We start from the raw sequence: 13,247 nt of genomic DNA, 5'->3' as shown, positions 1-13,247 counted from the left end.
GACCAGGCTAAAGCTTCACAGCATAATTAGTAACAGCTACAGGATAATAACTGAGTTAGATTTCAGAGACATATCGTTGCTAGCCACGGTGTAGGCTTAATGATAAATTTATTTATAACCTGATATAGCCAAACCATCCGAAATGTATCTACTAGCAATTATTTTTACAGCTGTTTTCTTACTGATAGTTTCATTTATACATATCAATCGCCTTAATAGAAAAGTCTCTCGAATCAAAACGGAGACTGAATTAAGTTTGAAAGCTGCAAAAAACTATAACGAGTCAGTAGCGAAGTTGAAAAAAGAAAGTTCTGAGCATCTCGGTAGGTATGAAAAACTAAGAAGTGAAGTTTCAGACGTTTTAGGTTTTATTCAAGGAAACGGCAAGCGCAAGCTTTATTTTTCAATTCTGGAGTATGATAAACAGAAGCGACCCGGTGGTTCACTGATCAGCGGAATTGTATTAGACAAAATACATCATTTGAATAGGCCGATTCCCCCCACGCCACCGCCATCAAACGACAACACACCATACCTTGACCGGCAGCAACTTAAAGAACAAAACCCTATGCATTAGGTTTCAAAAAATATTGGGGGAAGGGAAACATTTTCAACAGCCCTTCCATCCATTTTCTGATATTGAGAGAACAGTACCTTGAGATATCCTATTGGCTCGCTCATTAGCAGTGATGGTGATATCTAAGCTAGCCAGCCCCCCCCATCTGCTTCCTCTTCACGTAAAGCCCGAAAGTATTAATTCTAAGTTTCCCGATTTATTGACCTTATTTCATTGAGAGCGCCCGAGCGAGTGTTTAACTTAAGCCACATCAGTTAAATACCGGGGCACACGCAGTGAGCGCAGAACAATTTAATCCAGATTTTGCATCAGAAGAGAACGATGGTCTTGCATCAGTAACACCTTTTCCGAACGAGCAAAACGACAAAGCGCGTGAACAGATAGTCGATAAGACCAAATCAGTTAAACGCAGCCAGTCAGCTTGGTATAAAAGCAAGTACATTGTTGGCTCTGCAGTTGTTGCAATTGGAATTGGGGCAACTGTTACAGCAATGGGGCCAGATAAATTTTATGAGGCTGTCTCGAATTTGTCTTTGCCGGGATTCAAAGACAATAGTAATCGGCAGAACCTACTTGAGCAAAAGCTTGCTTCGCTACAAGCCCAAACAGATTCAGTAAAAGAACTTGCGCAAACAGTCAATATTAATAACCGGAATCAAACAACTGATCTCAAACAATCAGCTGAGGCAGCATTACAGGCAGGAGAGCTAAATAAAGCATCAGTACAGCGCCTTAATGAAAATCTCAGCCAATTACTTCAGCGTGTCGATGCATTGGAACAAGAGGTGTTGATGATAGCAACAAGCGGTCCAAGTGCTGGGATTGAAGATGTAAAAGAAAAGCTGGTTACAGTCACAGGTTCTTTATCAAAGATTGCTACTGATGTTGATACAAATACAAAAAATTACGGTTGGCTGGCTAATCGTACCAAGGCTCTGGAAGAGTGGAAATTAAGCTCAGAACCTGACACTGCAAAAGACAAAGAGCCGACTCATGCACGTCGATTCAAAGGTGAAGGTAAGCCTGCTGTTGAGAAATCCCCATGGGTTATAAAGCTAGTTAACTTCAACGCCAAACTTGGCTTTATCGTAAATACCGTAACTGGCCAAAAGCTTAGAGTTAAACCCGGTGTCGATGTGCCAAATTGCGGCCAGGTAACAGTGATGAGCGCCCAAACAAATTCGATCAAAGCCGGTAGCTGCTTGCTCAAACGAGGCTAAGAAATGGATTACTCTGCCGCTTTACAAGTGCTTCACTCTATCGCTAGGGCTCTTCCAGGCCTGTACAGCGCAGTTGTTGTCTTTAGCGCTATTACCGGTCTTATAGTTACATCTAAAGGTGTAACGCTATTAATACAAAGTAATAAGGCACAGCAGTCAGCACCTGGTAGTTGCTATTTCATGATTTTTTTGGGGCCATTGATGCTGTCTCTTGGGACGGTTTTGAATGTGGCCAGTTATACGCTTTTCAGGCGTTCAACCAATCCGGTAATTCTTCAGTCTTATTCACCTTATGCATCCAATGATGACTTTCGGGTGGGCCTGTACGCAATCACCACCTATATCACTTTTTTTGCGTGGGTTCTGGTTGCCAAAGCTATCTATGTTGGTGCTACAGGTGCCCATAACCGTCGAGAAAAATGGGTAAGTGAAGCGTTGGTCCTATGGGGGTTGGCTGGTTGCTGTGTTGCCTTTCCTTACTTCGTAGATGCTTTATCAATGACTCTTGGTCAGGGGCGATACGGTACTGAATATCTAACTTTTTAACGCAACTAATATCTCTGTGTTTTTTATTTAATTTAAAAAAGGGTAGTAAAAAAATGACAGTAAGTTCTAAAACAATGAAGCGAGTAACATCCTCAGTTTTACTTTTTATGTTTACAACTGTAGCCCAGGCCAATAACGATTGTGACATCGGCTGTATGGGAGATAACGCCAGCGCTGGTGGTTTAGGTGTATGGAAAGCAATCCAAATTGCATTGCTTATTATTGGAATATTAACTGCTGCTGCAGGAATTATTGGATTAGTCCAAGGTAGAAACGGTCAGGAAAGCAGTGGAAGCCATTGGAGAAAAATTGGTGGGGGCGGACTTCTGGCCGGCACTTTTGGAATTATACTCGCGGTTAATTCTCAGTTTTTCGGTAGTAGTGAAGAGGTTAGACAAACAAAAACGCTCATCGAACAGTCACGGTAGCTTGAACCGGTGATTTTAAATCTTCCAGATCGCCCTACAATGCCGGAGAGCCTGAATTATCAGGTAACCCGGCGTGAATGGGAAATTTTAAACGAATCTGAATTTACGTGTGCTTGCTGTGGTTTTGTTTCAAAATCATCACCAGAGGTCGTAAGTGGCTATATGGAAGTGATAGTTTTTAAGGACAGGCCCACAGTATTTTGTGCGCTTTGCAGTTCAGCGCTACGTTTGGGCAGAGCAGTAAATGGCACAACAAATCATGGTTTAATTCTACACGCCCCTGACATAACTCAGGGGCAGTTGAGCAATGCCGCTCGCATTCTAAATACTGCGATAATTGAAGAACTTCCATATCAGCATGAGGCTAATGCAGTTCAAACGAAATTTCAGCGAATGCAGGCCACTAAAAAAGACTACCTGTTTATGGTGGATGAAGGCTCAACTCAGCAGACAGTTAATGCATTAAAAAGCGTGCGTCGTAATTTTGAGGCTGAAGCATCAAAAATATTTGAGCACCTTCGTTATTTTCCTTCCCGAGCCACTTATCGTCATGTTTTTCAGTATTGGTACCGGACTAATCCTGACTACTTTGCAAAGCCTGTGTAATCTATTTCAAGAGAACCTTTCATGTTGTATAACCACCCTAATACGTTCGCGGAACGCGCACTCTCTACGTGGGAAACACTTGCCCAGATAGTATCGTCAAAACTGCTTAAACAAAGCCCTAAAGACCATGTGTCACTTGATACCGTTTTTGGAAAGCACTGTTTGATACAAGATGATGGTTCACTTATATCAGCGATACGTATTGATGGCTCCAGGCAAGTCGTTGGCGCTGATAAGCTGGATGAGCTGGTACTTTCGATAGAAGCTGAATTTAAAGCTTATCTGGGCAATGGTACTCACCGCATTATGCACTCTTTCTCGATGGATACTGATAAAACAGAGGAAGAGTTGGAGCAAGTATTCGGAGCCAATGCCAGAAAGACAGCAAAGAATCTTGGATTAATAGATACCAGTCTTATTGATGAATACATTCAAGCTAATGCAGCATTTTGTCACAGTGAACGCAACTATATTGTTGTCCAAACGAAAGTGCGCAACCTAACACCAACTGAAAGCAAGGAGCTGCAAAAGCTAAAATTAAATCAGGCTGAGGGCATGCCATTCATGACTAAGTGCCAGTCTATCGCAAACGGTGCTGAATATTATGCGAACAAGCATCTTACGTTGCTCGACAATTTGCGAGAGATGTTTCGCAATAATGATATTTTTTGTCGCCTACTGGACACCCATGAGATCACTTTTGATATGCGCCTCGCCTATGATAGCGCATGGACGGACCTCAACTATAAGGTCCAATTGCCCGGTGATAACCATAGTATGGAGTTGCCTGAGTCTCGCAAAGGGGACTTTTCTATGGTTGGCGTACCAAAACTGGCCGATCAGATAATGTCTCGTGAGATGGAGATTGTCGAAAGCTCTTTAGCAACAGTCGGAGACTCTGTATATGCCCCCTTATCTGTTTCATTTGCCCCGCAAAAAGCTAAACCATTTAATATACTGTACAGGGAATTAAAAAAAGCTGACATACCTTGCAGGATAACGTTTGATATGTCAGCTGATGGAATAAGCTTGTTGGTATTTCAAGAGACGATGGCTTCGTTTCTTCGAATTACCGACAAATTGGGTGGTACGCCAGACAACAAACATATTATTGAAGTATCTGAACGGCTTCGTGCTCTTCGTGAAGCCGGTGAAGAAATTATTCAATTAAGGATTTCAATTTGCACATGGGCGTATGATGGTGATGTTAGTCTAGCCAAAAAACGGCGTGAACAAATAGCTCGAATCCTTCAGTCTTGGGGGCATGCTGAATCCGCGCAAGCGGAAGGTGATGTTGTTGAATCTGTACTATCAAGTATCCCGGGCTTGACCAGGGGTAACTCAGCAAAACCGCTTCCCTATACCTTGTCCGATACAATCAGTTTGCTACCCATTACTCAGCCGGCAAGCGTATGGGAGTCAGGCTCGCGTATTATGCGCTCCATACGTGGCAAAATAATGCCAGTGCAGCCCTACTCAACCAAACAGTCTCACTGGACAAAAATGATCGTTGGGCCAATGGGATTTGGTAAAACAGTTGAGCTGGCGGGTGATAATTTTTCTCTTTTATTGCACCCTGACGCCCAAGAAATACCTTATATTCGTCAGATAGATATTGGCCCCGGCTCCAAAGGATTTGTTGAGCTTGTTAAATCTCTTCTTCCATTGAGCAAACAGCACCTAGCTGCATATTACCGGCTTCAAAATACGAAAGAAAATCGCATCAATCCCATGGATACGCAACTTGGTCTACGTTATCCACTTTCTGGCCATCGCTCTACAATATTAAACTTGGTCTCATCATTAACTGCCCAAGATGATGGTTCGGCGCCACCTGAAGGTACGCTGGATGTGATAAATGGCCTTATTGACTTGGCATACAAGCGTTTGTCTGAACGCCTTCACGCTCATACATACGTTCCAGGCTTATGTGAAGAGGTAGATGAAGCTTTAGAGAAATACAGTTTTGAATCAGAAGCAAAGCGTCCAATCTGGTGGGACATTGTAGACTTCCTTTATCTTCAGGATGAGCCCCGTCTTGCATCGTTGGCGCAACGATACGCAGTCCCTACAGTGCCCTATCTAAATTCACTTTGTTCGGATCCGCGGATTGCTGATGAATTTGTAGATGCAAAAACGTTAAGCCAAGAGCCGATAACCAGTTACGTTTCAAGAAAACTTCGTGCAGCTGTTAATGCCTATCCAATTCTTGGGGGCGAAACGCTTTTTGACATAGGCCAATCCAGGATTGTTTCATTAGATCTAGATGACGTCACTAAAGGGCGAGGAATTGAAGGGCAGCGTCGCACAACGCTTTTTTATACCTTGGCATACCATGTATTAACAACTGACATGTACAAGGGACCAGATTCATTAAAAGAAATGGAAGCAGAAGTTGGCCTGTACAAGATTGATTATCGAAGATATCACAAGCAGGACGTTGAGCGCTTACAGCGAACTGTCAAACGCTTTTGTGCTGATGAGATCCATCGTGGCAGTGAAGTGCCAGAATTCATCTTGCAGCTTATTACAGCCGTACTTGAGGGGCGTAAGTGGGGTGTTGATGTCACCCTTGCAAGTCAATTAGCAGATGCATTTCCTGCTGATATTAAAAGACTGGCATCTAGCATAATCATTTTAGGCTCAGGTACTGCTCAAAATGTTAAATCTATTGTTGAAGAGTTCCAGCTTAGTCCAACAATGGAATATCACTTAAAAAACAGTCTCAGAAAGCCGTCAAAACGTGGGGCGACCATGCTTGGCATATTCGATACTGACGATGGTTGGCTTGAGCAGCTTATGATGTCTACATTCGGCCCACAATTCTTATGGCGCGTGAATTCAACGCGTACTGACACCTACGTCGTTGAACAGTTGGCGCAAAGAATCGGAGAAAGTGAGGCGATGAAGCTGCTTGTCCACCGGTACCCGGGCGGTTCTCTTCAGGAAGATATTGAAGCCAGGCGTAAACATTTGGGCATCGAAGAGGATTTTGAGGAAGGTGTTACTAAAGCAGGGATCCTCGATGCGATAGTGGCCGATAATATGCGCTACTACAAACACCACTACATTCCAAACGCGGCATAAGAAAGGGGCTTGAAAGCCCCTTTTTTGTATCTATCGTTATTACTTGATTTCGTATTCTTCAAGCTGATTACCGTTATCTAAAGCCTGCTTGTAAACCTTTGGCATCCGACCAATACCTGTCCACAAATGCTCCTTCCCCTGATGGTCAACCAGGCGATACTTAATAGGACGTTTCTTGCCGGTATTTTTCGAAGGTTTATTGCTATCTGTCAAATCATCAAGAGAGAGCCCCTCTTCTTGAAGAAGCGCCAGCACGCTCTCAATCTTATTGTTTTTCTCTGCTTTTTCAGCTTCCAGTGCCGCTGCCTTCTCGCGTCGCTTTTCAATGATGTTTTCAAGCTTTGTGCGAATGTCTTCGAGCTGCTCGACTGTCAGTTCGTTGGTTGCTGCCTGAAGCTTTCTTTGGTGGGTTAACGTATCGGTAAAATCAGTCATAAGGATTATCGTAAATGTCTTATAAGCATATATATTTCGCTATGCTTACATTAATACATGATAAATCCAAGACTTTTTAATTTTGAAGCGATGAGCAAAAGTTCAAATGCGCTAAGTGTAATGACTATAAGCCGGAAAAGGGAAAAAATGCTGGTGGTTGGTGAAGATAATGTGAGAGGAAAAAAGCGGGCCTGAAGCCCGCTAATTATTAAAATGCGTAGCGAACATGCGCACCGGTGAATGAGAATTCATCACGGTCTTCATAGGTCGCACCGATAGCAAATGCAGGTGTGAAGTAATAATTTATTCCAGCTTTAAAACCGGTATTTGATGTTTCATCCAACTCAATTTGCTTAACCTGTGCTGACAGCTCAAGCTGGTCGATAACCATGGAGCGAACACCAATAGCAACACCAAAGCCGTTTTCATCGCCAGCGAAAAAGTTCTCACCTTCAAAGTTTACTTCAGCATCCAGATTTTCAAAACTTACAGTTGCAAATACATCTGTGCTTTTTGTCATGCCGTAACGATATCCCACACCCAGGCTCAATTGGCTCAGTTCAAGCTCGACGCCCATTTCTTCATCATCAAGGTTGCGATACCCACCGTTTACAAAAAAGTTTTCACCGACCAGCATAGAGCCTTCAATGTCAAAACCCGATGGTTCGAATACATCGACGTCGTCGACGTCAGCAACTTGATAGCCAGCTTCAACAAAATCCCAGGCAGGACCATCAGAGAAAGTCTGGGCAGAGAATGCGTTCATTGAAAAAGTGGCGATTGCAGCTGCAACTAAAGTGCGTTTCATTAAATAATTCCTTATAAATACTACTAGTCATAACGACGAGGGCACTTTAGGGCGTATGCATATCAAAATATAGGAAATAACTACAATAAATCGGGATAATTGAATTTAAAGCTGAATTCGCTTCTTATTTATACAAGTATTGACATCTGTGATATTGCTTGCTCTACAAAAGGATACTGCCTGACAAATTGACACAGAGATTAAAGATTGCTTTCAATATCTGTCAAATATAAACATAGGTGAATCAGCGACGCCCGGACCATTGCTGCTTTTATCTCATATAGCTTCTTACATTCTGCTACTTTGTACAGTTTCTCTGTCCATCTCTTCCTCTATACTTTTTTATTTTGAAGGAAAGCAAGGTGTACTCTCCAGTGTCTAAATTTCCTGCACTGGGCGAACCAGTTTTGCTCATGATTGGCCAACCTTTTTTTGTAACGAAAGCCTACTTTGACGGAGCCTGTTTCAGGCTGACAGAATACGCTTTCGAGTATGAAGTATTGCCTGCTGATGTGATGGGGTGGACGTATGATATAACTGCCCCGCTATCGTTGGTGTCGTGTAGTACACCCAAAGATAGTATGAGTTGTGCCTAACTGATATTTCACAAGAATTAACGTATTTTGCTATCCGCATCCTGTGATTTTGAAGCCCTAACCCCTTGAACGGCTGCTGTGTACGTATTGCTGCCGTTCATTTTTGTCCCTCAAGACACCTGTTCGTTTTATTTTACACTCAGCTGTTTTGCGTACGCCTAAGTGTATGACTTGGCGGTGTAAAGCTGTAAAATGCCAATAGTGATATATTTATTTGCGAACCGGTCTTCGAATATAAATAGGTTCGTAATATATAGGATGTGATGCCAGCTCAGTCTCAGCAAGGGATAGCGGGAGGTGGCCTCGTATGATAAAAATTAATATGCGGTTCTTAGGGCCGCATCATTTAAATGTTGGTTTTTAGGAAACAAGGATGACTATAGAAACGGACGAAGAATTAGCAGCTGCCGTTAAGAAAGCAGGGCTTTTGCTTCAGGAAATTCAAGATTATTGTGGCCGAGAAAATCGCCCAGATGCTAAAGTCCGTTTTCCCCGTGGTTACCTGAGAACTGCAAGCGAACAACGGAACAGGCTCAGCTTTGTACAGTCAAAAGAACTTAGGGCGAACCTCTCTTATACATTAATTCTGACAGATAGCGTTCTGTGGCTTTTAGTAAGAACAGATATATCTGCTACTGCTAAAGACATGCTAATAAAAATGTTTATTTTTCTTGGTGGCGCTCTTGTTGAAGGAATTCTTTCGGATTATTTAGTAGGTATAGTTGGGAAACAACGCTCATTTAAAAAGCGTTCTGAGTATCTTTTAAGTCAGGGGATTGTTTCCCAATCATTGCACGACGACTTAAATTGGGTTTGGGATATTAGGAATAATATGCACCTGTTTCTACTCGACGTGCGTGAGTATGAAAACCAATACAACGCCTCATCTCACGTGAGGTGTGCAAACGCTTTTAAAGAATTAATCAAGACTCTAAACGAAAAAGGCCGTATCAATGCAAACTAACATAACGCTGTTGGTACTCCCTTCAGTCGCTGGGACGCGAACACGGGGCCGCTCAGCGATTATAGCCCATGTCTGCGTCCCAAAGCTCAAAGCTTAGCGTTAGGCATCAGGAGACAGAATGGAATACTTGTTCAGCATATTATCTGGTGGCTTTAGTGGTGCGGTTTTGGTTTGGCTTGCCCAAGGATGGATTTCAGAGAGGCTGAAACAATCTATTAAACATGAATACGCGGAAAAATTAGAAAGCTATAAAACTGAATTAAATTCAAAAGTGGAAGCGATTAAGCACGAAAATCAGGTTTCACAACTGCGAACCTCACTGTTCTTTGATCATCAAAGAGATGCGTTTGCAACATTAATAACTAAAATGGCCCAAATCAACAAAGAGTGGGTGTCTCACTATGACCCTGAAGTAGGGTTGTATGAACCTGTTCCTTCAAACGGGCGGAGAGAGTTTGAAGAGCTCTTTTATCATCATCAATTGTTTTTAGATGAAGAGTGTCTAATGGCATTGTCATTAGTTAAAGACGCGTATATTCGCTCTCTGCCATTCGATGATGGAAGTGGTGCTCCTCCTCACCAAAATGAATCAAGTCAGCATGTTTCATTTATCGAGTATCTACAGCCAAGAATCGCTTCAGTATTTCGGAGCAAAATTGGTGTTGATTCTGATCCGCAACACCTAATGGATATTGCAGTTTTATCTGCAATTGAACTCGTTAATGGGTATCACTTTTTAGACATGGGGATTCCGCCTAAAGGAAACCTGTCGACCCGTAGAATCAAAGATGCTTCTGATAAAGTTAAGGTTGGTTTAGATAATATCGATGAGCTAATAACTTTGCTAAGAAGTTTTGATGAATATTTGAGCCGTGATGGGGGCTGGATTCACGAAGCTCAATTAAAGGTAAAGCAAACTTTAAATGTACTGGACAAATGCCTGACAAATCAAAGCACTCGGACGAAACTAGGTTGCGCCGGTGTTTGAGGCGTTGAATGTCTGCTGTTTGTCTAAAGCAGACCCCCTCTTTCTCTGTGTGATAATTGGTATACAATTTAGCTCTGGAGACCGGTGCGGTTCTTAACGCTTATTGTGCTCTCATTCTAATAAAAAACAGAAAGGAGGCGGAATCGTGGATGAAAAATCAACTGACCCAGGTTCCTATAATCAAGCTGTAATATCTGACGTCCAAGAAAGATTGAGACAGCTAAAAGAGGACCCTGATTCTTTTGAAAGTTATACCTTCGATGAGCTAAGCGCATTTGTTAAAGGTTGTTTTAAAGACGATAGATAAGGAAGCGCATAGTAGAGATTGTTATGCGCCTGTACTTGCCTTATACAACCTTGGCCGCTCTACGACCAACTGCCATTTGGCACTGCTCTTGTGCGCTGGCTTTCGCGTGTAATCCTGAAGGACTGTGAAATTTTGTTTCCCGGTGTGTCCAGCCAATAAGAAAGGCAGGCCGGCGCTGTAGCCCTTCATAATGCCATTGGCATCACGCACAGAGCACTCCGGACGTAACTTGATTGGTCTGCGCATGCTGAGCTTCTCTGAACCGCAATCAGCGATTAATTGCTGCTCCTGATCCACCAGCGCATTCCAGGATGATTTTGAATGGTTAGGAGGGATGGTGTAACGAGCGCTATTCAACTTTTCTATCCACTGCGATGCGGTATGAGTTTCAACCCGGGGGCGGCGAGACCAGTTAAAATAGAACCCTTTATGATCGCCTTCATAGGCATATATTCGGCGATAAGCCATGGTTGTGATTAGGTAGTTAAACCGGTCGTGCACTTCAAAAAACTTTTCTGCGGCATCATCATACTTTTGAACTTCGTTACGAAAGTTCATTTTCGCCTGGTTAACTTTGTCCACAGCTGCCGCCAGCTCCCCCCAGCTACAGCTTAGCGGGATAAGGCCAGGATACTTTTGGACAAAACGACGTGAAATGTCACTCTCGATAACATACATATCCTTGTAAGCGCGAATAGCCTCATTGATGGCGAATTGGCCATAAAGGGGCGTTACTGGTATCGCATCGTAATCATCAGCGATGAGTCGTGCTTCATCCTCTTTACTGATTCGGGGGAGCGAAAATATAACGGCCCCCTCCGGTTGTGCGTACTTGCGAACCAATTCACAGAGCTCGTTAAGCCCACTTTCTATATCGGTCATGTACAACTGCAGTAAGTTCACGCCTGCTCCTCGCAATCAAAAGCTGTTATTATGTACAGTATATCTTTTGACCGCGATCAGGGGAACAGTTACTTATACATCCTTCAATCGTCGCTTAGTCTCGTTTCGTGCATCCTGGATGGTGTCGTGTGCGCCACTTAATAAGGTGTCGAGGGCACACCATACCCGTCCGCTTGCATAAATTTTTCCGTTTTTGATAGCCCTGGGCGGAACCATGGCGGGCCCGAGTGAATAGACAAAATGATCCACTGTCGTATTTGGCCAGTTCGGATTGATAGTGCTTAAGTCAGTGACGACATTGTAGGAGTCAATGTGGTGAACTGACAGCAGTTTTCCATGTTTACGAAAAGCGATGTAGTTGGGAGGCGACGATGGCCAGCCGTTTAAGCCTACCGGATGGAAATAAGCGCTGTCTTTTTCAACGACATCAACCCAGGTATACCCGGGTCGTAGTTCGTCGGTTGATAACACTACGCAATAAGCTTGGTTGTCGTTCGGCGGGGTCATAAGATCATATCCTTTGAGGTGTTTTTGCAATTGGCTAAGCCAAAGCTTTTCAATTGATGAACCGCTTACTGACTTGTTTCTTTTCGCCATACTGGCCAGCTTACCCCACGAAATGTGAGTGAGGGGGTAATCATTAACCGTGGTTGGTAGGTTTCGGGCGGCATAATCATCACTGGCTGCACTCACCGTGATCACCTTACACAGGGGGGTGCGTTCAGGATTAAAGCGTGATGCATATAGCAGCAGTTGTTTGTTGCCTGGCAGGCTCCAATGCTTCTTAGCTTCGAAAACAAGATGAAATTCTCCTACGCAGAGCAATTCTAAGTCGCTGTAGCCACCATTTTTATGGTGCGCCTGTAAAAGTATTTCAGTTCTTTCAACAATATCCGGCGTGGCCGGGCAGTTCAGTGATTCAAGCAATGTGGTCAGTAAATGGGATGACTGTAACAACGTCCATCCCAGTGCATACGATGCACTATCTTCGCTGGTACCGTTTAGGGCGAAAACGGTCGGGCAGTCTTGTTTTGATTTTGTCAGTGTTGGCAAATCTCTATTCCTTTGCGAATGTCGCCGGCGTTCCTAACTATAAAGCGAGCGGGGCATCATAAACGAATCAGTGACAAGAGGAAACGGGCCAAACCCCAATTATTTTACGGCACCATACCTCTTAGCACTTCTGCAAAACCTACCGGCAGCGGAGCTGCCGGACGCGCGCGCTTCGCGCCTGTCGGGCAGGGTGGCGTTTGCTCCCCTTTAAAAGAGCACGGGGTATCCCGAGAGGGTGTCAGCGGGGTTGGGTATGGTGTAAAGGCGGCCGGGTAGGGAGTGCGTAAAGTTGATTCTATGACGGAGTGCGGTAGGGCGGATTTGAGCAAGTTTGTTCAGAGTATGTCACTGATGTTTGGCGCCAGAGTGCGGGGGTGTTTGGTGGGTTCATGTGTTAGGTTTTATAGGGTATGGTGCCGTAATATTATTGATTATAGAGTTTTGTTGTTGCATTGCATTGGAAAAATTGCTGTTTGTTGTCTGATAAGACCGGTGCTTGGAGCGAAAGTATCCTATTGGTTGCAAATGTGCCGGTGAGAACCGTGCGCTGTGTGAAATGTAGGTCGTTTGTCAGGGGATTGACCACCAGATAGTACACAGAAGACGGGCGTAGCTTAAATAGATGCCGGTAACTCCGGTCATCAATGGTAGTTTTTCAAATCTACCGGTCATTTGCGCTACTTGGTGTCAGTTAGGTTCTTGCATCACTTAATGTCAACACTACCGAGT

14 protein-coding genes are annotated in these 13,247 nt (G+C 43.7%); 10 read left to right on the top strand and 4 right to left on the bottom strand.

The annotated features are described in order from the left end of the window. The first annotated feature begins 256 nt into the window (after window positions 1–256). The 6 genes from FBQ74_RS18470 (at window position 257) to FBQ74_RS18445 (ending at window position 6,464) form a co-directional block, all read left to right on the top strand. Window positions 257–577 carry a hypothetical protein gene (locus FBQ74_RS18470; protein ID WP_139758193.1) on the top strand — a complete coding sequence of 107 codons (321 nt, stop codon included), beginning with the start codon at window positions 257–259 and terminating at the stop codon, window positions 575–577. A 275-nt stretch (window positions 578–852) separates the two neighbouring features. Next, a complete protein-coding gene (locus FBQ74_RS18465; protein WP_139758192.1) occupies window positions 853–1,797 on the top strand; it encodes a hypothetical protein in 945 nt (314 codons plus the stop codon). A 3-nt stretch (window positions 1,798–1,800) separates the two neighbouring features. Continuing rightward, window positions 1,801–2,343 (top strand): hypothetical protein, encoded by a 543-nt coding sequence (locus tag FBQ74_RS18460; protein ID WP_139758191.1) that lies wholly within the window; start codon window positions 1,801–1,803, stop codon window positions 2,341–2,343. A 53-nt stretch (window positions 2,344–2,396) separates the two neighbouring features. Beyond that, on the top strand, window positions 2,397–2,771 hold the full coding sequence (locus FBQ74_RS18455) for a hypothetical protein (protein WP_139758190.1): 375 nt from the start codon (window positions 2,397–2,399) through the stop codon (window positions 2,769–2,771). A gap of 9 nt (window positions 2,772–2,780) precedes the next feature. After that, window positions 2,781–3,377 carry a hypothetical protein gene (locus tag FBQ74_RS18450; RefSeq protein ID WP_232372039.1) on the top strand — a complete coding sequence of 199 codons (597 nt, stop codon included), beginning with the start codon at window positions 2,781–2,783 and terminating at the stop codon, window positions 3,375–3,377. Between the two features lie 21 nt (window positions 3,378–3,398). Beyond that, a complete protein-coding gene (locus tag FBQ74_RS18445; RefSeq protein ID WP_139758189.1) occupies window positions 3,399–6,464 on the top strand; it encodes a hypothetical protein in 3,066 nt (1,021 codons plus the stop codon). A gap of 39 nt (window positions 6,465–6,503) precedes the next feature. Here FBQ74_RS18445 and FBQ74_RS18440 read toward each other — a convergent pair whose 3' ends face one another. Further along, entirely contained in the window at window positions 6,504–6,899 is a 396-nt protein-coding gene (locus tag FBQ74_RS18440; RefSeq protein ID WP_139758188.1) for an H-NS histone family protein, read from the bottom strand. 208 nt (window positions 6,900–7,107) lie between these two features. Continuing rightward, window positions 7,108–7,707, bottom strand: coding sequence for an outer membrane beta-barrel protein (locus FBQ74_RS18435; protein ID WP_139758187.1), 600 nt, complete (start codon window positions 7,705–7,707; stop codon window positions 7,108–7,110). Window positions 7,708–8,081: 374 nt separating this feature from the next. Here FBQ74_RS18435 and FBQ74_RS18430 point away from each other — a divergent pair, with 374 nt between their 5' ends. The 4 genes from FBQ74_RS18430 to FBQ74_RS19030 all read left to right on the top strand — a co-directional run bounded on the left by FBQ74_RS18430 (window position 8,082) and on the right by FBQ74_RS19030 (window position 10,562). After that, window positions 8,082–8,303, top strand: coding sequence for a hypothetical protein (locus FBQ74_RS18430; protein ID WP_139758186.1), 222 nt, complete (start codon window positions 8,082–8,084; stop codon window positions 8,301–8,303). A gap of 373 nt (window positions 8,304–8,676) precedes the next feature. After that, window positions 8,677–9,267 (top strand): hypothetical protein, encoded by a 591-nt coding sequence (locus FBQ74_RS19210; RefSeq protein WP_232372038.1) that lies wholly within the window; start codon window positions 8,677–8,679, stop codon window positions 9,265–9,267. A 118-nt stretch (window positions 9,268–9,385) separates the two neighbouring features. Then, window positions 9,386–10,255, top strand: coding sequence for a hypothetical protein (locus FBQ74_RS18420; RefSeq protein WP_139758185.1), 870 nt, complete (start codon window positions 9,386–9,388; stop codon window positions 10,253–10,255). 145 nt (window positions 10,256–10,400) lie between these two features. Continuing rightward, the gene (locus FBQ74_RS19030; RefSeq protein WP_168190729.1) at window positions 10,401–10,562 is read left to right on the top strand and encodes a hypothetical protein; all 162 of its coding nucleotides are present in this window, start codon (window positions 10,401–10,403) and stop codon (window positions 10,560–10,562) included. A gap of 21 nt (window positions 10,563–10,583) precedes the next feature. On the opposite strand, the gene FBQ74_RS18415 is transcribed toward FBQ74_RS19030, so the two are convergent. Continuing rightward, window positions 10,584–11,465, bottom strand: coding sequence for a DNA replication terminus site-binding protein (locus FBQ74_RS18415; protein WP_139758184.1), 882 nt, complete (start codon window positions 11,463–11,465; stop codon window positions 10,584–10,586). A gap of 72 nt (window positions 11,466–11,537) precedes the next feature. Then, window positions 11,538–12,518: a hypothetical protein gene (locus FBQ74_RS18410; RefSeq protein ID WP_139758183.1), complete on the bottom strand. Its 981-nt coding sequence runs from the start codon at window positions 12,516–12,518 to the stop codon at window positions 11,538–11,540. Window positions 12,519–13,247 lie beyond the last annotated feature (729 nt).

It is taken from the genome of Salinimonas iocasae, assembly GCF_006228385.1.
GTDB classification, from domain to species: Bacteria; Pseudomonadota; Gammaproteobacteria; order Enterobacterales; family Alteromonadaceae; genus Alteromonas; species Alteromonas iocasae.
This window is presented reverse-complemented; position numbering and strand designations above follow the sequence as displayed.

What these genes read in the sequence shown, in the direction of transcription:
- FBQ74_RS18445 (WP_139758189.1), top strand. Translation starts at nt 3,399, where the DNA reads ATGTTGTATAACCACCCTAATACGTTCGCGGAACGCGCACTCTCTACG.
- FBQ74_RS19210 (WP_232372038.1), top strand. Translation starts at nt 8,677, where the DNA reads ATGACTATAGAAACGGACGAAGAATTAGCAGCTGCCGTTAAGAAAGCA.
- FBQ74_RS18435 (WP_139758187.1), bottom strand. Translation starts at nt 7,707, where the DNA reads ATGAAACGCACTTTAGTTGCAGCTGCAATCGCCACTTTTTCAATGAAC.
- FBQ74_RS18460 (WP_139758191.1), top strand. Translation starts at nt 1,801, where the DNA reads ATGGATTACTCTGCCGCTTTACAAGTGCTTCACTCTATCGCTAGGGCT.
- FBQ74_RS18420 (WP_139758185.1), top strand. Translation starts at nt 9,386, where the DNA reads ATGGAATACTTGTTCAGCATATTATCTGGTGGCTTTAGTGGTGCGGTT.
- FBQ74_RS18440 (WP_139758188.1), bottom strand. Translation starts at nt 6,899, where the DNA reads ATGACTGATTTTACCGATACGTTAACCCACCAAAGAAAGCTTCAGGCA.
- FBQ74_RS18455 (WP_139758190.1), top strand. Translation starts at nt 2,397, where the DNA reads ATGACAGTAAGTTCTAAAACAATGAAGCGAGTAACATCCTCAGTTTTA.